Raw genomic sequence first — 19580 nt, 5'->3', positions numbered from 1 at the left:
ATGAAACTTGATATACTAGTCATGGCCGCACATCCCGACGACGCCGAACTTGCAGTGGCAGGAACGATTGTGGATGCTATTGCGAACGGAAAGAAGGTTGGAATCGTCGATTTCACGCGTGGCGAATTAGGTACTCGAGGAACGCCAGAAATTCGATTAGCCGAATCAGCCGCAGCGAGCCAAGTGTTAGGGATTCATGCCCGTGAAAATTTGGAATTAGCCGATGGATTCTTTCAGAATGTTCAGGAAAGCCAATTGAAATTGATCGAGGTAATCCGTAAATATCAACCCGATGTTGTGCTAGCCAATGCCTTGGAAGACCGTCATCCGGACCATGGAAAAGGGGCTGCATTGGCCATTGATGCTTGTTTCTTGAGTGGATTGCGTAAAATTGAAACGGGATTACCGGCTTGGCGTCCCAAACATGTCTACCATTACATCCAAGATCGATATTTAGAGCCTGATTTTGTAATTGATATCTCCGCACATTGGGAGAAAAAAGAAGCGGCTATTCGTGCCTTCAAGAGTCAATTCTTTGATCCAAATTCCACCGAACCGGCTTCCTACATTTCTAGCCCAGATTTTCTCGATTTCATCAAAGCGCGTGCACAAGAAATGGGACATAAGATTGGTGTGAAATATGGGGAAGGGTTTCAGAGCCAATCGCCCATACAATTGAAACTATAGGTAAGAGGTAAGAGGTAAGAACTAAGAGTTAAGAACTAAGAGTTAAGAACTAAGATAGACTAGTGACTAGCGACTAGCGACTTCTATTCATCTTTACCTACGTACTTTGGACTTCGAACTACTCTGACTACTGGATACTGACAACTGACATACAACTCTTAGTTCTTAACTCTTAGTTCTCAATCAATCACCCTCTTCGTAAGATCCCCAAATGAATCAATCCTTCGGTCACGCATAAACGGCCAAATGCGACGATATTGCTCCTGGGCATCTAAATCGATTTCCACAACCGCTAGCTCTTCCGTATTGTGTGGTGCCTGATAAATCACCCGACCGAAAGCATTACTTACAAAAGAACCTCCCCAAAAAGTTTGACCATGCTCCTCGCCTACCCGATTCACGGCAATGACGGGAACCTCGTTGGCAACGGCATGACCGCGTTGAACGGTTTGCCATGCCTGATATTGCTCGCGGTTTATCTCACTATTAGTTTCTAGATTATCCCAACCAATCGCTGTGGGGTAAATTAAAACTTCAGCGCCTTTCAAGGCAGTTAATCGTGCCGCCTCGGGGTACCATTGGTCCCAACAAATCAAAATACCCAATTTACCATAGCTAGAATCAAACACTTGATAACCCAAATCACCCGGGGTAAAATAGTATTTCTCCTCATATCCCGCATCTTGGGGGATATGCATTTTACGGTATTTCCCTAAGTAGCCTTTGGCATAATCCAACACAGCACAGGTATTGTGGTAAACACCCTTGCTGCGTTTCTCAAATAAAGAGGCGACGATGACAATTTTCAATTCTTCGGCTAATGCCAAAAGCGAATCTGTACCAGGTCCGGGTATCGCTTCGGCTAAATCAAAATAGGCCGCATCTTGTTTGTGGCAGAAATAAACCGAACGATATAATTCCTGCAAACAGATAACCTGGGCCCCCTGAGCGGCTGCCTCCCGAATTTTAGCGATGGTTTTCACTTGATTTGCTTGTACATCTTCTGAACAAGTCAATTGCAATAAGGCGAATTTGATATTTTTCATAATGCTTGAGCGGCCGATATCAGGTCCGAAAGATCTAATGAATTCATACAAGAAAAATGTCCTAAAGGACAAACATTGGAACCTTGCGTCGAGCATGGCCGGCACGTAAGATTCGAATTTTGAATAGCCATAAAAGACGTTTGGTAAGGAGCAAAGCCTAATCCAGGATGCGTGCTGCCCCAAATCGTAAACAATTTCGGATGCTTCAACGCAGACGCGATGTGCATCATGGATGAGTCATGCGTAATGACCAGAGCGGCTTGTTGGATCAGGGATGCACTTTGCGCAATATTCGTTTTTGCACAAAGATTGACGACCTTTTCTGGAAAAAGCGTAGCTAAACGGTAACCTAATTTGGCATCCCAATCATCACCGACCAAAACAACAGCATGAGGAATGGAGTCGATGAGATCAACCATTCTCGGATAAGTTAATACCTTGGTTTGATGCGCCGCACCGATGGCAAAAAGTACAAAAGGCGATTTAATTCCAAAATCAGCAGGGTTAACCTGTGCGTTTTGAGGGATGAAATAGTCTAAACCTTTTCCATCGGGGTTTAATCCGAGAGAACTTAAATTCCGGTCGACCAAATGCCCCGGCAAATTATTTACTTTCGTTTTGACGAATGCTTTCCGCGCGGCCGTGTATTTATTGATTTGCTTAGGGATTCTACCCAAAAGCAGACATAAAATAGTTGAACGCAGGTTTTTATGGAGGTCGAAAATCAAATCAAATCCCTCTTTTCGTAATTGAGAGGCAAAATTCAACAGATTCCCATCGAATCCATGCACCTGAGTAACACAAGTATTTCCCTCCCACAAATGAGCAAAATTAGCCTTCGTTGCGACATGAATTTCGGAATTGGGAAATTGCGCTTTGAGAACACGCACAATGGGTGTTGTCAAAAGGATGTCCCCAATGGACGAAAAACGAATACAAAGGATTTTCTGCATGGAAAAAAAATACCTGGTAAAATTAAGAAAAATCTATTCGCTTTCATTCTTTTCGGTAAATTGCATGCTTAATTGACTGATTACAATTACATGGAGCAGAAAAAACAAGATACCGCCTCAGCATTGAAAGATATTATTTCCCATGCCAAAGAATATGGATTCGTATTTCCATCATCTGAAATTTATGATGGTTTACAAGCAGTCTATGATTATGGCCAAAATGGCGTTGAATTAAAGAATAATTTAAAGACCGTTTGGTACAAGGCCATGACTATGTTGAATGACAACGTAGTCGGTTTAGATGCCGCGATCTTCATGCATCCATTAACCTGGAAGGCCTCTGGTCACGTGGACTCGTTTAATGATCCGATGATCGACAACAAAGATTCCAAGAAGCGTTACCGTGCGGATACCTTATTGGAGGAACGCGCAGCGGCTTTGGAAGATGAGGGTAAAGCCGATGAAGCAAAGGCCTTGATGCAGGCGATGGCGAAGGGATTAGATGCGGGAGATTTGGAGTCTGTACGTCAGTTGATCATCGATCAAAACATCAAGTGTCCGGTATCAGGTACGGCAAATTGGACGGAGGTTCGTCAATTCAATTTGATGTTCTCTACCCAAGTAGGAGCTGTTTCGGAAGATGCTTCCTTGATTTATTTACGTCCGGAAACGGCACAAGGGATTTTTGTTAATTTCTTGAACGTGCAGAAAACGGGTCGGATGAAGGTACCGTTTGGTATTGCGCAAATTGGGAAAGCCTTTCGTAATGAGATCGTAGCGCGTAATTTCATTTTCCGCATGCGTGAATTTGAACAAATGGAGATGCAATTCTTTGTACGTCCTGGTACGGAGATGGAATGGTATAATAAATGGAAGGAAACACGTATGAAGTTCCATCAGGCGATCGGCTTACCGGCTGATTCCTTGAAATTCCATGATCATGATAAATTGGCGCATTATGCAAATGCGGCCGTGGATATTGAATACAAGTTCCCATTTGGCTTCAAGGAGATGGAGGGAATTCACTCACGGACGGATTTCGACTTGAAAGCGCACCAAGATTTGTCGAAGAAGAAACAACAGTATTTTGATCCAGAGATCAATGAAAACTACATACCTTACGTCGTAGAAACGTCGGTGGGCGCAGATCGTTTATTTTTAGCGATTTTGTGTAATGCCTATACGGAGGAGACGACGGGCGAGGGCGAGAGCTTAAAGCAACGCGTTTACTTGAACATACATCCGGCATTAGCGCCTACGAAAGTGGCGGTATTGCCTTTGGTTAAGAAGGATGGCTTGGCCGAAAAGGCACAAGAGATCGTGAATCAAATTAAATTTGCCTTTAACACAACCTATGATGAGGGGGGAGCGATTGGCAAGCGCTATACCCGTCAAGATTTAATTGGGACACCTTATTGTGTGGTGGTGGACTATCAAACCATGGAAGACCAAACGGTTACTGTGCGTGATCGTAACACCATGACCCAAGAGCGCATTTCTATCGCAGACCTGAAAGAGAAATTAGGCTATGCGGTATCGATGGAGCGTATTTTTGAAAAATTAGTTTAAAAACGCAAACAACGACGACATGACAACTGATCAGAATCCAGCAAAAAACGAAGCCATCGAGCCTATCAAGGTCGAGGAAACAGCTCCCGTAGCTACCGAGACAAGTGAGATGCTTGCTAAAGAGGTAGAGGCCCCCGCTCCTGAAAAGGAGGTGAGTTATCCCCTATTCGACTTTGCGGTTGCGACGAAGGAAAATTTCCAAACGTATTTTGGTAAAATCAAGGACATCGTGTCGGAGCATGCGCATCCCGGAACCTACAAGAAGGTTGATGAAATCACCAAAGAGGTCAAGGAAGCATGGAGCCAGTTAAAGCAAGCTGAAAAACAAGCTGCTTTGGAAGCATTTAAATCTTCGAATGAGGACTCTGAAGAAGGATTTGATTTTAAGGATGAGGCGATTCATGCCGTTGATCAATTAATTAATCACATTCGTACGGAGAAACAAGCCTTTTTCCAGGGATTAGAGAAGGCTCGGGAGAAGGCCTTGGAAGGGAAAACGCGTTTAATCAATGAATTACGTGATTTGGTTGATAAGGACGATAACAGTGATCCTGCTCATGTGAATGCAAGCTTTAAGGCATTTAAAAAGATTCAGGAAGAATGGAAAAGCCTAGGTTCTGTGCAGGGACCTATGAATCAAACCTTGTGGCAATCCTACCACGCATTGGTGGATCGTTTTTATTCGAATCGTTCCATTTTCTATGAGTTATTAGAATTAGATCGTAAGAAGAATTTACAGGCCAAAGAAGTTATCGCAGCCAAATTAGAGAAGTTGGCCGCCTCGGTAAGTAATGCAACGAATCTTCCGGCGTTATTAAAGGAGGCGGAAGAATTATTCAATGAATATAAGCACATAGGACCTGCGCAGCGAGAAGAGAATGAGGCGATGTGGCAGCGGGTTAAGAAGTCTTTGGATGTGTTGTTTGAGCAGAAGCGTCAGATTGCGGATGCCAACAAAGCCGTGTTTGAGGAGAATTTAAAGATAAAAAAGGAATTAGCGGGTTTGATGAATGGCTATGCGAGCTTTCAATCGACTTCCATTTCGGAATGGAACCAAGCATCGAAGGCGGTATTGGCCTTGCAAGAGCAATGGGGTAAGTTAAAAGGTGGATTGCCGAGAGAAGGCGGAAAAGAAGTAAGTCATCAATTTTGGGCGGATTTAAAGACATTCTTTAAGCATAAGAGTGATTTCTTTGGTAAGATTGATGCGGAGCGCAAGGCGAATTTAGCGGCGAAACAAGCATTAATTGATCAAGTAGAAGGAATTGTAGCTGTAGGAACGGAAACGCCGGAAATTACACAAACGGTGATCGAGCTACAAAAGAAGTGGAAGGAAATCGGCCATGTACCGGAAAAACAAAAGGATAGCATATATACCAAGTTTAAAGCGGCCTGCGATGCATATTTTAATTTGAAGCGTTCGGCTTCGAAGGGTGCGAAAGATGCGGAAATGGAGGCCAATTTAGCAGCGAAGCAGGCTATTTTAGTTGAAATGGATGCGATGTTAAAGGATGCTAGTTTATTAGCGCGTTTGGGTGAGGTGAAAGCCTCTTGGGATGCGATTGGATTTGTACCTAAGAAGAACGTGAAGGAATTGCAGGATGCATTCCGCAAGACTTGGAATGCGCTGATTGATTTAGCACGCACTCAACCGAAGGAGCAATTAGCCGCCTGGGGATTCGAATTGAAGTCCTTGAAGACGGAATCCGATCAAAGCGACTCGGCTGCACCTTCTGCTGATATGCGTAAAAAAATCCAAGCCTTGGAAAATGATATTGCAGTGTTAACCAATAACTTAGAGTTCTTTGCGAAGTCGAAAAACAGTGAAAAACTGCGTGCAGAGGTTGAAAAGAAAATTGCAGCCGCGGAAAAGGAATTGGAAAAATTGAAAAAAAGTTAATTTTTTTTAAACTTCGGTTTTGCGATTTAGGAGAATAACACTACTTTTGTAAACCGAAATGCGCCTCCTTAGCTCAGCTGGTAGAGCAACTGATTTGTAATCAGTAGGTCGTTGGTTCGATCCCGACAGGAGGCTCTGATAAGCTCGACAGAAATGTCGGGCTTTTTTGTTTATTCAACCATTCGCCCACCCACCCCAAGTCATCTCATTTTTATACTCCGGAATAATCATTAAATTGCCTCAAACAACCTATTTCATGATTCAACGTCGCGACTTCATCAAAAGCTCCATTGGGTTCAGCGCCCTCCTAGGAACTAATCACCTGTTTAATTCTCATATCACCGAAGCAGCTCCCATTAGCATCGAGGAACGCAAAGGGCGAATTGCCAAAGCGCAAGAATTGCTGCAAAAGAATAAGATGGTGGCGCTGATCTTGGACGCAGGAACGAGTCTCAATTACTTTACGGGTTTATCCTGGTATCCGAGCGAACGTTCCATGCTCGCTATCATCCCCGCAAAAGGCGAATTAACATATATTTGCCCCTATTTTGAGGAAAACCGACTCCGTGAATTGCTAAAAATCGGAACCGAAGTACGAACTTGGCACGAGGATGAAAACCCTTTCGAACTTTGCATCAAGACCCTTAAAGACCTTGGATTTCAATCCGGACAAATCGGAATCGAGGAACAAACACGCTTCTTCATTTCGAATGGCCTTCAAAAAGCAGGAAAAAACTTTCAACTCGTGAGTGGGGATCCCGTTTCGGTGACTTGCCGACTCATCAAATCTCCCAACGAAATTGCGTTAATGCAGCGTGCGAATGATATCACATCCCTAGCGATACAAGCTGGAATTGCGGCTTTGGAGCTTGGTTGTACTCCCCGACAAATCTCCCAAAAAATTGCCCAAAAACACACGGAATTAGGAGCCCAACATGGTTTTGCGGCCGTAACTTTTGGCGTAGCTACCTCATTCCCTCACGGTAGCTCTCGTAAACAAATACTTCAAAAAGGCGACACAGTCATGTTGGACTGCGGGTGTCAAGTAGATGGTTATGAATCGGATATCACCCGAACGGTGGTGTTTGGCGAACCGAGCCAACGGCAAATTGATATTTGGAATTTGGAGAAAAAGGCCCAAAAAGCTGGATTTGAGGCCGCGGTTCTCGGTGCACCCTGTGAAAACGTTGATATCGCAGCAAGAACCGTATTAACCCAAACGGGATTTGGACCTGAATATAAACTGCCGGGCCTTCCCCACCGAACGGGTCATGGAATCGGAATGGATGGCCACGAATGGGGAAATATGGTCAAAGGAAACAAATTACCCTTGCAGGTAGGAATGTGCTTCAGCATCGAACCCACCATCGCTATTCCTGGTGAGTTTGGTGTAAGATTAGAAGATTGCGTTTACATGACCGAAAATGGCCCGAAATGGTTTAGCCAACCAAGTCCATCGATCACGCAAGCCTTTTAGTAGAGACGCGATTCTTCGCATCTAACAAAACAGTGTAGAGACGCGATTCTTCGCATCTAACAAAACAGTGTAGAGACGCGATACCTCGCGTCTCATAAAAAAACGAATAGACGCGAAGTATCGCGTCTCTACAAAAAACAAAAATAGTTGAAGGATTATGTCTCTACAATTCCATGACTTGCCCTACACACTCAGGCACATCCTCCGCATAATGCGAAACAAAAATCAGCGTCATGTCTGAAATATCAGCAATCTGATTGATCACATCCTTCAATAGTCGAACTTGCTCCACATCCAAACCCTGACAAGGTTCATCAAGAATCAATAAAGGTGGATTTTTAACAAACGCACGCGCAATCAATACCATCTTCTGCTCTCCCGTCGAAAGGGTCTGAAAACTCCTATCTCGCAAATATTCCAACCCAAATAATGCCAAACATGCATCCACTTGGGAGACCTGCTCCTCATTGACCTTCCGGGTAACACCCAATAAATCAAATAAACCCGACGCCACGACCGCAAAACTCGTTCCCGTTTCCTTGAAATACAAATGCATCTCCGGACTCACATAGCCTATATTTTTCTTGATATCCCAAATACTCTCCCCCGTCCCACGTCTCCGACCAAACAAAGTGATTTCCTGCGAATACGACTGCGGGTTATCGGCCGTTATCAAACTCAGTAGAGTTGATTTTCCCGCCCCATTCGGCCCCTTTAATACCCAGCGCTCCCCGCGCTGAATCGTCCAAGAAAAATGATCCAATATTGTTTTGGAGCCATAGCGAATGGTCACATCCTTCAAGGAAATTATCTCATCTGCTCGCTGTGAGTCCCCAACCTGAAGGCTTGGGTTAATCATCTTATTTCCAAGCCCAGACTTCCTTTCGGGCCTAATAAACTTATTTCTAACCTCAGACTTCAGGTTCGTCCTAATATCATTTCTAACCTCAGACTTCAGTCTGGGGCTAAAAGCCACCACACTCGCTTGTTTGGGTAAATGATACACCTTATTGACAAATCCCGGCAAATCTCCTCCCGACAAAAACAAGATAAACCGAATACCCCGTTGGGATAATTCCGCTAATCCGGCCGACAAAATTTCTCGACCCGATACATCAAGACCTAAATAGGGATTATCCAGCAACAACCAATCTGGCTTTTGGCCAAGGGCTTTCACAATCTGAAGACGCTTGTTCTCACCATTTGAAAGTTGCAGCAGCGGCTTATCCAATAAATGTTCAATGCCAAAAACGGGTATCCATTCCGTAACTTCCAATCCTTCCAATTCTTCCCGAACCGTGTAGGAGTCTTCCGAATCTGAGGAATTAAAGCGCTGCTGTAGATAAAATTCCGAAATGTTCGAACGATTCTTAAAATGATGTTGCTGCTCCACATACAGCACAAAAGAACCCTGAAACCAAACCTCCCCCTTTCGAAACAATCGACCCGAAAGTGCTTTGGCCAAGGTCGTTTTTCCCGAACCCATCGCCCCCAAAATCGCTAAACGTTCATCCGACGCTATCTCGAAGGTAATATCGCTCAATACTTCCTGCGAACCATAGGAGGCTGCTAAATGCTGAACTCGGGCAACGATTTCTTTGGACATGGCATAAATAAACAGCCAACAATTTACCGCATTTTTTATACATTGTACCTGCTTTAAACCGATAAACCATGAAATTACGTTTCCTGCTTGGCCTCATTTGCTTAGTAAGCATCCCCGCATTCAGCCAATCCCTTCCTCGAAGCACCCCCGAAGCCGAAGGCGTTTCGTCCGAAGCCATCCAAAAATACATCGAGAAAATTGACCCTAAAAAACACGAATTGCATTCGTATATGCTGATCCGTCATGGAAAGGTCATCTCGGAAGCTTGGTGGAAACCCTATGCAGCCGACAAGGTTCATTCCATGTATTCCGTATCCAAAAGTTGGACCTCCACGGCCATTGGATTCGCTGTAGCAGAAAAACGCTTAAGCGTTCAAGACAAGGTTATTTCATTTTTCCCGGAATATGCGGACCTGAAAGACAAAGCATTTATTCAAGACCTACGGATTCAAGACTTATTGACCATGTCGGTAGGCCACGAAAAAGAACCCCTCCGCAGTGTGATCGTTATGCAACCCGATTGGATTCGGGGATTTCTAAATCACCCGATTGTCGCCAAGCCGGGAACCAAATTTCTTTACAACACGCTTGCGACCTATATGCTCTCGGCGATTATTCAAAAGGTGACAGGCGAGACAACCTTGGCTTATTTAAAACCCCGATTACTCGATCCCTTACATATTACGGGAATCGATTGGGAATCAGACCAAAAAGGAATCAACGTAGGTGGATGGGGAATTCGGGTCAAAACGGAAGATATGGCTAAATTGGGTTTATTGTACCTCAACAAGGGCAAATTTGAAGGAAAACAGGTCTTACCGGCAGCATGGGTCGAAGAAGCCACCAGCAAACAAATCGACCAAGAACCTGATGCCACACCCGAGAAAAGGGCTACAGGCCAATATGCGGATTGGATTCAGGGTTATGGATACCAATTTTGGCGGAGTCGGCATAATTCCTTCCGAGGCGATGGCGCCTATGGGCAATACATCCTGATGATGCCAGATCAAGATGCCGTATTAATCATCACCTCAGAATCTCAGGATTTACCGGATGATTTAAACCAAGTTTGGACGAATTTGCTTCCTGCTTTTCAGGCCAAAGCGCTCCCAAGCAACCCCAAGGCTTTAGCTGCCTTAAAAGCATTTAATGCCTCCCGACAATTAGAAGCACCCATTTCCAGCCAAGCAAACAAGCCTCTGAATACCGAATTGAACCTCGATAAAAACCCATTTGATTTTGCAAAGATGGCGTTGAAAACGAACGGGGATGCTGCGACATTGACCATTACCACCAAAGATTCAACTCAGCATACCTTTAAACTAGGGTTTAGAACCTGGGGAATAGGCAAATCGAATTTAGTAGGACCCTATATGCTACGTGCCGCGCGCGTCGATTTGGCGAAAAAAGCACCGTTTGATTATGCAGGAAGCTATCGAATCTTAGATGATGAATCTATTGAAATTACCCTACGTTATTTCGAAAGCCCACATCATTGGACGATGATATGGAAGGCGAATGGCCTAGAGCTGATTAACTCGTATGAACCGAAGGTTAGCATAAAACTAAAGTAGAGACGCGATACCTCGCGTCTTATTTTACATCGAATGATTTTGAAAAGACGCGAAGTATCGCGGCTCCCTAAAATATTTAGACGCGAAGTATCGCGGCTCCCTAAAATATTTAGACGCGAAGTATCGCGGCTCCCTAAAATATTTAGACGCGAAGTATCGCGGCTCTACATTATATGGAATTTCGTCGCAAAATTCCCCCAACTGCATTTTTTTTAAAAAAGGATGCTTATACTTGATTATTCAAACCTAATTGACCTATGAAAAATAAATACAACAACTCCCGTCGGCAATTTTTAGCAGCCGGCTCACTTGCCTCTTTAGGCCTTTTATTCGCAAAACCTGCCGTATTTGGATTTGCTTCAGCTAAACCGGATTCCAAGTTTGGTGGTGTTCAAATCGGATGTATTACCTATTCGTTCCGGAGTATGCCAGGATCTGTGGATGACATCATCAATTACCTCACGCAATGCGGTATTTCCGCTACGGAACTCATGGGAGATGCCGTAGAAGAATACGCAGGTAAGCCCGCTAATCCAATTCAGATGCGTTGGGTTCCAGGTCAGCCACGTCCAACCTTGACGGATGAGCAAAAAGCTGCGATGAAGAAATACCAAGAAGATGTGAAAGCTTGGCGTGAATCGGTTTCCATGGATAAATTCAAAGAAGTTCGTGCCAAATTAGATAAAGCAGGCATCAGCGTATATGCTTACAAACCCAATGCATTTAGTCCAAACAATTCAGACGGAGAAGTGGAATATGCATTGAAGACCGCTAAAATCTTAGGTGCTAAATCCGTGACCGTTGAATTACCAACAGATCCTAAACAAACCCAACGTTTGGGTGATCTTGGTCAAAAACACGGCATTTACTTTGGATATCATACGCATACGCAAGTTAAAGATACCGTTTACGATGAGGCTTTGGCGCAATCCCCGTACAACTCGATCAACTTAGATGCAGGTCACTACATTGCCGTAGGCGCGCCGCATACAGCGGCTACTTTATTGGCTTTCATAGAGGCGAAAAAAGATCGCATCACGTCCATGCACATCAAAGACCGAACCTCAAAAGAGAACGGGGCTAAGAATTTGGTTTGGGGAACGGGAGAAACACCTTTGAAAGAACTCTTGACCGCGATGAAGAAAAATAAATACAAGTTCCCGGCAACCATCGAATTGGAATACGACATTCCTGCGGGGTCTGATGCGGTAGCTGAAGTTAAAAAATGCGTGGAATACGCGAAAGCGATTTTAGTCTAACAGACGAATTTCACTCAGATGATCAATCAAGTCGGAGGCCACCAAAGAGGCCTTCGACTTTTTTTGTATCGCCAAATCACCCGATAGTCCATGTATGTAAGCCCCCAAGCGTACCGCCACATCCGGCGCATATTCCTGCGCACACAGGGAGGCAATAATACCCGTCAACACATCTCCTGAGCCAGCGGTCGCCATCCCATCATTTCCCGTGCTATTGATGTAAAGCTCCTTGGAATCCGTCACCACAATCGTGGGCGCGCCTTTTAATAATAATTGACACGCATAGGTCGACACAAAATCCAAAGCTTGTTTTTCTCGATTCACGGCATCATATTCCAAACTTCCCAAACGTGCAAATTCACCCGGATGCGGTGTCAGTATATGGTGTGGTTTAACCTGTGAAATCAAGGATTCATAGGAACCCAACAGAGTTAGGGCATCGGCATCAAAGACGATAGGCCCTGCGTAATTCTGTAAAAGAAATTCTAAATTCCGACGAACCTGAATCGAAAAACCCAAACCGGGCCCAAAGGCAATGGCATCATAAGGTTCCAAATTTATCGTAGATAAATCCGACTCCGTGCGGTACATGATTTCGGGGCTATGGGCCAACAAAGGTCCGACGCCCTCTTCGGGAATCATCGCAGTCACCATCCCACAACCCGAATGCAAAGCCGCACGAGCACACAATAGTGCAGCACCTACTTTACCGGAGCTACCGGCAATAATCAAAACATGCCCGAAGGATTTCTTATGTCCGTCGGGCTGTCTCTTATGCTTAACTTGATTGATCCAAGGAAGGTCTATACGATTCATAGACCTAAATATAAGGAATTAATTAATAAGCCGTGATAGTTTCAATCGAACCGTCCGGACGATATTTCAATTCGGTTACTTTGATGTTGCGAAGGTGCGTTTTGCCCGACAACTGTACATCGTGGAAATACAAATACCATTTTCCATTTTGCTCGATAATCGAATGGTGATTAGTCCATCCTTTAACAGGCTTTAGGATCACTCCTTGATACGTAAAAGGACCATACGGGCTTGTTCCTGTGGCATAGGCGATGTTGTGCGTATCCCCTGTTGAATAGGAGAAATAGTATTTACCCTGATATTGATGAACAAATGCAGCTTCAAAGAAACGGCGATCGTGATCCGAAGAAAGTAAGATTTTTCCGGATGCATCTAGAATCTGTACATCCCGCGGCTTTTCGGCTAAGACCTTCATGTTCTTGTCCAATTTAGCCACTTTCGCCATCAATGCCGGTTGCTCATTCGCCGGTTGGCTATCATCAATTGCCATGTAATGCCCCATTTTCCAGCGTTGCAATTGACCGCCCCAAATACCTCCAAAATACATGTAATGACTGCCATCTTGGTCTTTAAATACACATGGGTCGATGCTGTAAGTTCCTGGTATGTAATTGGCCTCAGCCTTGAAAGGACCTTCCGGTTTAGCAGAACTCGCTACACCAATACGAAAAACACCTTCTTTGTCTTTGGCAGGAAAATATAAATAATATTGCCCATTCGCTTCCGCGGCATCCGGTGCCCAAAGCATTTTACCCGCCCAAGGTACATCAGCTAATTTCAAGGCTACTCCGTGATCTGTCACAAGGCCAGCTGGGGTAGTTTGCGAAAAGACATGGTAATCATTCATCGCAAAATGACTTCCCATATCGTCTTCCTTTACCCCCGCATCGATGTCGTGAGACGGATAGATGTAGATTTTCCCTTGAAAAAGGTGGGCGGAGGGATCGGCGGTGTAAAGATGAGAGACTAAGGGTTGCTGGGCAAATGCACCGAAACTAATCAGCGCCAAAACGAGTATTTTTTTCATTGTTCTAGGTTTGTATATCAAAGGACTAAATTTCCTATTTTTACTCCATGAAAGCAATACCTTCTGCATTATTATCCTTTGGGATGTCGGGCCGCATCTTCCACGCCCCATTCCTCGAAATTCATCCAGGTTTTGAATTGGTTGGTTCCTATGAACGCAGTCAAAAAAACATCCAAAAAGCTTATCCGGGAACGCATTCCTACGATAGCTTGGAAGAGGTTATTCAGGATGAAGACATCGAGTTGATCATCGTCAATACGCCCATCCCCACCCATTTCGACTATGCGTCCAAAGCCTTGCGGGCGGGAAAGCATGTCGTGGTAGAGAAGGCTTTTACGAATTCAACAGCCGAGGCTATCCAACTTCAGCAGATAGCTCATGAGGTTGAAAAGCATATTTTTGTCTACCAAAACCGCCGGTGGGATTCTGATTTCTTGACAGTCAAGAAAGTCTATGATTCCGGCCAATTGGGAGATATCGTGGAAGCTGAATTCCACTTTGATCGTTACAATGGGGCTAAATCACCCAAAATGCATAAAGAACTGCCTGGGCCGGGCGCAGGGATTATCTTTGATTTAGGACCCCATATAATTGACCAAGCTTTGTATTTGTTTGGAAAACCAACACGTGTGTTTGCCGATTTACGAAAAACCCGTCCGGGAACGGAGGTCGAGGATTTGTTTGAAATTTTATTGTACTACCCGGAAATGCGTGTTCGATTAAAGGCGGGCTATTATTTCAAGGTGCCTGTACCAGCTTTTCAGTTGCATGGAAAATTGGGAAGTTTTATCAAAACGCGCTCCGACCGTCAAGAGGCCGATCTAGATGCGGGTAGAAAACCCGAAGGTGATTCGTGGGGACAAGAAAGCCCCAATGATTTTGGAGTGATTCAAGTCGACGGAGGAAACCCCGAACGCGTACCCTCCGAAAAAGGAAATTTCATGGCATTTTATGAAAATGTTTTTCAAACTTTGCGGGGGAATGAGACTCCATCGGTAGGAGTTCAAGCGGGGATCAACAGTATGCGGGTAATCGACGCGGCGATCGAGAGCAGTCGGGCGAAAAAAGTGATCACGTATTAGGTTAAAACTCCAGACTTCAGTCTGGGGAAAGACGCGAGGTATCGCACAACAAAATTAAAACCCCAGACTTCAGTCTGGGGAAAGACGCGAGGTATCGCGTCTCTACGATAGAGATATGGAAACAAACTTATTTACACAATTCGAGCCTGAATTACAGAAGAAGATCCAACAAGTGGGTGTCATCCGTAAATTCCAAGCCGATGATTTTCTCATGAAAACGGGCCAAAGCATCCGTTCAGCCGTATTTGTTACCAAGGGAATCATCAAAGTTTTCCGCGAAGATGACGAGGGCAATGAAGTTTTCATGTACAACTTGCATCCCGGTGAGGCCTGTGCGATTTCGATGACCTGTGCGTCGCGTAACTTGAATAGCCAGATTATGGCCAAAGCCTTGGTCGATACCGAAGTCATGACCATTCCGGTGGAATTAATGGATGAATGGGCCTCCAAATACAAAACTTGGTACCAATTCGTCTTGGAAACCTATCGCTCCCGTTTTGAGGAATTATTGGACACCTTAGACCACATCGCCTTCCGCAATTTGGATGAGCGCTTGCTCTGGTATTTGAAACAACATCAAAAAAGCTTAAAGAGTAATACGATCAAGGTTTCATTTACCGATATTGCGACTGAGTTAAACTCATCGAGGGAAGTAATCTCGAGGCTGATGAAAAAGTTATCAGAGAAAGGACATATTCGAATTAATAAGAATCAGATTGAAATTATTGATTTAAGAGTTCTGTGATTCTTATCACGCCTTTATAAATCGATTTAGTGAATTTTTGCATTTCATTAATTAAATCAAATGCAAAAATTTCGTTTGGGATTAATCCTTTTAATCATACAATTAGGGCAGACGCTTTTCGCTCAACATCAAGAAATACACACCGCTCCACACCTTTGGAAAGGAAAAAAAAGTGTCGCGGAGGATTCCACATCCCTACTATTTGCCTTCAAACATGGAAAGGTACATGGAAATCTTCGCTATTTTTTCATGGCAACTGAAAATCAAGACCGTCTCACCGATGCCTATGCGAATGCAGCTGGCGGTGGATTATTTTATGAAACGGGGTCTTACAAAGGTTTTCAAATGGGAGTCGGGGGGTATTTTATTTATAATGTTGGTTCATCCGACATGACCCGAATTGACCCCTATACCCATACAATTAGTCGGTATGAAACCTCACTTTTCGACTTAGAAGACCTTTCCAACAAGCATGATTTAGATCGATTGGAGGAGTTATATTTAAAGTATAACTGGGGCAAATCACATGTACTTTTAGGCAAGCAATTAATAAATACACCATTCATCAACTTACAAGATGGTCGCATGCGTCCAACAGAAGTAGGTGGCCTTTATGGCGAGATCTATCCTGGACAAAACAATAAACTTGAAGGAGGATATTTATATGAAATATCTCCAAGGGGAACAGTTGATTGGTATGGAATTGGGGAGTCTATTGGTATTTATTCAAATGGGGTAAATACAAATGGTACAAAAGGAAACTATGCAAAAAACATCGAATCAAAAGGAATTGGTATTTTAGGTTACACAAAATCCTTTTCTAAAAATCACTCCGTAAAACTGTGGAATGTATATGTAGAAAATGTATTTAATACCAGTCAGATACAATTTGACACCAAACAAGGCAATTGGGTTTTGGGGATACAATACACGGAACAACATGCCATTAAAGATGGTGGAAATGAAGATCCATCTAAAACCTATTTTGACCCCAAGCAAATGTCGCGAGTGATAAGCACTAAATTGGGTTGGGAAAATATACAATGGAAAGCCTCCCTCAATTACACTCGCATCACAGGAGAAGGGCGATACTTAATGCCTAGAGAATGGGGACGCGACCCCTTTTATACCTTTATGCCACGTGAAAGAAATGAGGGATTGGGCGATGTGCATGCAATGGTAGGAAAAGTAAGTTATTCGATGGATAAGTTTCCATTAAAGACATCGATTAGTTATGGAGTTTTTAAACTTCCAGATGTTAAAAATGCTGAATTAAACAAATACGGACAGCCTAGTTATCATCAATTGAATATGGAATTAACTTATGAATTTGATAATTTCTTAGAAGGCTTAGAGATTCAGGCCTTATATGTCCATAAGGCCAACCAGGGTGAAACTTATGGAAATGAAAAATATATCATCAATAAGGTTAATATGAGTAATTATAACATCGTTTTAAACTTCCATTTTTAACGATGAAATTTAAATCATACTTGTGATAAAAATCACGAATAAGCATTTGAAATCATCTGACATTTGTCATATCAAAAACAACAAAAGAACACATGGAAATTATCGGCTACTTTGCCTCATTACTTATCGGAATATCACTAGGCTTAATTGGAGGTGGTGGTTCTATTTTAACGGTACCCGTCTTGGTTTATTTATTTGGCGTCGATCCAATCTTGGCAACAGCATATTCCCTTTTTGTTGTGGGAGCTAGTTCGTTAGTTGGCGCCTTCCCAAAATACCAGCAAGGTTTAATCAATGTAAAAACAGCTGTTATTTTTGGTATTCCTTCTATTGCATCGGTTTATGCGACTCGTAAATTTATTGTACCCTTAATTCCCGCAGAGGTTTTTTCGATTGGTGAGTTTATCATAACAAAATCAATCTTGATGATGGTCTTATTTGCCATTTTAATGGTCGCTGCCTCTATTTCCATGATTCGTGGAAAATGTGAGCAATGTGAGAAAGAGAAATTAGGTACCTATGTAGAAGAAGAGCAAGTTTTCAATTATCCCATGATTCTTTTGGAAGGTGCAGTAGTAGGTGTCTTAACTGGATTGGTAGGTGCAGGCGGAGGTTTCTTGATTATACCGGCCCTCGTAATGCTCTCTAAATTATCCATGAAACAAGCCGTTGGGACTTCCCTATTAATCATTGCAGCAAAATCACTCATTGGATTTACCGGAGATTTAGGCCATACACAAATCGATTGGACACTATTGTTGACGGTGACTGGACTTGCGATTGGAGGAATATTTTTAGGTGATATTATCAGTAAAAAAGTTGATGGCAATAAATTAAAAATAGGTTTCGGATGGTTCGTTCTTGTCATGGGTATTTATATCCTAGTCCAACAACTTGCTTTCCCCTTAAAATAAAATAAACACATTCACAGCATAATAATTACACAAATGAAAGTAGAACAAATTTATACCGGATGTTTAGCACAAGGTGCATACTACATCGAAAACAATGGAGAAGCAGCGATCATTGATCCACTTCGCGAGGTTCAACCGTACATTGAGAAAGCAGAACGTAATGGAGCTAAAATCAAATATGTATTTGAAACACACTTCCATGCGGATTTTGTTTCTGGACACATCGATTTATCAGCTAAAACAGGTGCTCCTATCGTTTATGGACCCAATGCAGCTTGCGCATTCGAATGTATCTCCGCGACAGATGGTCAAGAATTCAAATTAGGCAACGCAACGATCCGTGTGATTCACACGCCAGGCCACACAATGGAATCTACATGTTTCTTATTAATTGATGAGACGGGTAAAGAAACAAGCTTGTTCTCGGGTGATACTTTATTCATCGGTGACGTAGGCCGTCCTGATTTAGCGCAAAAAGTTAAAGCAGATTTAACAGAGGATATTTTGGCAGGTCACCTATATGATTCTTTGCGCAATAAAATCATGCCTTTGGCAGATGATATCATTGTTTATCCAGCGCATGGTGCAGGGTCGGCTTGTGGAAAAAACATGAGTAAAGAGACAACGGATACGTTGGGTAATCAAAAGAAGACCAACTATGCTTTGAATCCAGCTTTGACAAAAGAGGCGTTTAAGAAGGAGGTTTTAACGGGCCTAGTTGCCCCTCCCGCTTATTTCCCTTTAAACGTATTGATGAATATCCAAGGATATGATTCGATTGATAAGGTCATGGAACGCGGACAACATGCGCTTTCTCCTGAAGCCTTTGAAGTCGCAGCCAACGAAACAGGTGCATTGATTTTGGATACACGTGATCCACAGACCTTTGCTGCTGGATTTATCCCCAATTCAATTAACATCGGAATTGATGGCTCTTTCGCACCCTGGGTGGGTGCTATGATTCCCGATATCAAACAAGAAATCTTGTTGGTAACCGAGGAAGGACGCGAAGAGGAAGTAATCACGCGTTTAGCACGTGTTGGTTACGACTTCACAATAGGTTATCTAAAGGGCGGATTTGCTGCATGGAAATCATCAAATATGGAAATTGATACTATCACTTCGATCAGCCCAGAGGAAATGTTCGAACGTTTTGCAGCGGGTGAGGGTGAAATCATCGACGTGCGTAAAAACTCAGAATATTTAAGTGAGCATGTGGTAGAAGCTGAAAATGCTCCATTAGACTTTATCAACGACAGCATGTTGAAAATCAATAAGGACAAGACCTACTTCGTACACTGTGCAGGTGGATACCGTTCGATGATCTTTAACTCGACACTTCGTGCGCGTGGTTATGATAATTTAATCGACGTAAATGGTGGCTTCAAAGCAATCAAAGAATCTGAGAAATTTAAAATCACGGACTATGTTTGTCCATCAACCCTATTGTAA

Annotated in this window: 16 protein-coding genes and 1 tRNA gene; 12 read left to right on the top strand and 5 right to left on the bottom strand. The window is 43.3% G+C overall.

The window, feature by feature from the left end; genetic code table 11:
* Positions 1-687, top strand: coding sequence for a bacillithiol biosynthesis deacetylase BshB1 (gene bshB1, locus ACMH5P_RS00435; protein ID WP_459492336.1), 687 nt, complete (start codon positions 1-3; stop codon positions 685-687).
* Positions 688-866: 179 nt separating this feature from the next.
* Here the strand turns inward: bshB1 and ACMH5P_RS00430 are convergent, their stop codons facing one another.
* Both ACMH5P_RS00430 and ACMH5P_RS00425 read right to left on the bottom strand, forming a co-directional pair.
* Entirely contained in the window at positions 867-1733 is an 867-nt protein-coding gene (locus ACMH5P_RS00430) for a carbon-nitrogen hydrolase (RefSeq protein ID WP_459492335.1), read from the bottom strand.
* Positions 1730-2686, bottom strand: coding sequence for a glycosyltransferase family 9 protein (locus tag ACMH5P_RS00425; RefSeq protein WP_459492333.1), 957 nt, complete (start codon positions 2684-2686; stop codon positions 1730-1732). Before ACMH5P_RS00425 ends, ACMH5P_RS00430 begins: the two co-directional genes overlap by 4 nt.
* Positions 2687-2776: 90 nt before the next feature.
* Between ACMH5P_RS00425 and ACMH5P_RS00420 the strand changes: the two genes are divergently transcribed.
* From ACMH5P_RS00420 to ACMH5P_RS00405, 4 genes are all read left to right on the top strand, one after another.
* On the top strand, positions 2777-4255 hold the full coding sequence (locus ACMH5P_RS00420; RefSeq protein ID WP_459492332.1) for a glycine--tRNA ligase: 1479 nt from the start codon (positions 2777-2779) through the stop codon (positions 4253-4255).
* Between the two features lie 19 nt (positions 4256-4274).
* Positions 4275-6155: a DUF349 domain-containing protein gene (locus tag ACMH5P_RS00415; protein WP_459492331.1), complete on the top strand. Its 1881-nt coding sequence runs from the start codon at positions 4275-4277 to the stop codon at positions 6153-6155.
* A gap of 62 nt (positions 6156-6217) precedes the next feature.
* Positions 6218-6290: transfer RNA gene (locus ACMH5P_RS00410), tRNA-Thr, on the top strand.
* Between the two features lie 121 nt (positions 6291-6411).
* Positions 6412-7632, top strand: coding sequence for a M24 family metallopeptidase (locus ACMH5P_RS00405; protein WP_459492330.1), 1221 nt, complete (start codon positions 6412-6414; stop codon positions 7630-7632).
* Between the two features lie 163 nt (positions 7633-7795).
* Here the strand turns inward: ACMH5P_RS00405 and ACMH5P_RS00400 are convergent, their stop codons facing one another.
* Complete coding sequence (locus tag ACMH5P_RS00400; RefSeq protein WP_459492329.1) at positions 7796-9238, bottom strand: ATP-binding cassette domain-containing protein; 1443 nt, start codon at positions 9236-9238, stop codon at positions 7796-7798.
* A 68-nt stretch (positions 9239-9306) separates the two neighbouring features.
* Here ACMH5P_RS00400 and ACMH5P_RS00395 point away from each other — a divergent pair, with 68 nt between their 5' ends.
* Complete coding sequence (locus tag ACMH5P_RS00395; protein WP_459492327.1) at positions 9307-10812, top strand: serine hydrolase domain-containing protein; 1506 nt, start codon at positions 9307-9309, stop codon at positions 10810-10812.
* A 257-nt stretch (positions 10813-11069) separates the two neighbouring features.
* Positions 11070-12071 carry a sugar phosphate isomerase/epimerase family protein gene (locus ACMH5P_RS00390; protein WP_459492326.1) on the top strand — a complete coding sequence of 334 codons (1002 nt, stop codon included), beginning with the start codon at positions 11070-11072 and terminating at the stop codon, positions 12069-12071.
* On the opposite strand, the gene ACMH5P_RS00385 is transcribed toward ACMH5P_RS00390, so the two are convergent.
* Together ACMH5P_RS00385 and ACMH5P_RS00380 are read right to left on the bottom strand one after the other, a co-directional pair.
* Positions 12063-12887 (bottom strand): NAD(P)H-hydrate dehydratase, encoded by an 825-nt coding sequence (locus ACMH5P_RS00385; RefSeq protein ID WP_459492325.1) that lies wholly within the window; start codon positions 12885-12887, stop codon positions 12063-12065. The genes ACMH5P_RS00390 and ACMH5P_RS00385 overlap by 9 nt on opposite strands.
* 22 nt (positions 12888-12909) lie before the next feature.
* The gene (locus ACMH5P_RS00380; protein WP_459492324.1) at positions 12910-13914 is read right to left on the bottom strand and encodes a glycoside hydrolase family 43 protein; all 1005 of its coding nucleotides are present in this window, start codon (positions 13912-13914) and stop codon (positions 12910-12912) included.
* Between the two features lie 47 nt (positions 13915-13961).
* Between ACMH5P_RS00380 and ACMH5P_RS00375 the strand changes: the two genes are divergently transcribed.
* From ACMH5P_RS00375 to ACMH5P_RS00355, 5 genes are all read left to right on the top strand, one after another.
* On the top strand, positions 13962-14996 hold the full coding sequence (locus ACMH5P_RS00375; RefSeq protein WP_459492322.1) for a Gfo/Idh/MocA family oxidoreductase: 1035 nt from the start codon (positions 13962-13964) through the stop codon (positions 14994-14996).
* Positions 14997-15111: 115 nt separating this feature from the next.
* Positions 15112-15741 carry a Crp/Fnr family transcriptional regulator gene (locus ACMH5P_RS00370; RefSeq protein ID WP_459492321.1) on the top strand — a complete coding sequence of 210 codons (630 nt, stop codon included), beginning with the start codon at positions 15112-15114 and terminating at the stop codon, positions 15739-15741.
* Between the two features lie 60 nt (positions 15742-15801).
* The gene (locus tag ACMH5P_RS00365; protein ID WP_459492320.1) at positions 15802-17214 is read left to right on the top strand and encodes an OprD family outer membrane porin; all 1413 of its coding nucleotides are present in this window, start codon (positions 15802-15804) and stop codon (positions 17212-17214) included.
* Positions 17215-17306: 92 nt separating this feature from the next.
* The gene (locus tag ACMH5P_RS00360) at positions 17307-18128 is read left to right on the top strand and encodes a sulfite exporter TauE/SafE family protein (RefSeq protein WP_459492319.1); all 822 of its coding nucleotides are present in this window, start codon (positions 17307-17309) and stop codon (positions 18126-18128) included.
* Positions 18129-18161: 33 nt separating this feature from the next.
* On the top strand, positions 18162-19580 hold the full coding sequence (locus tag ACMH5P_RS00355) for an MBL fold metallo-hydrolase (RefSeq protein WP_459492318.1): 1419 nt from the start codon (positions 18162-18164) through the stop codon (positions 19578-19580).

The sequence above is a fragment of the Aquirufa sp. 5-AUSEE-100C1 genome (assembly GCF_054558655.1).
Note: the sequence above shows the minus strand (reverse complement) of the source record. Positions and strands in the feature narration are given on the sequence as shown.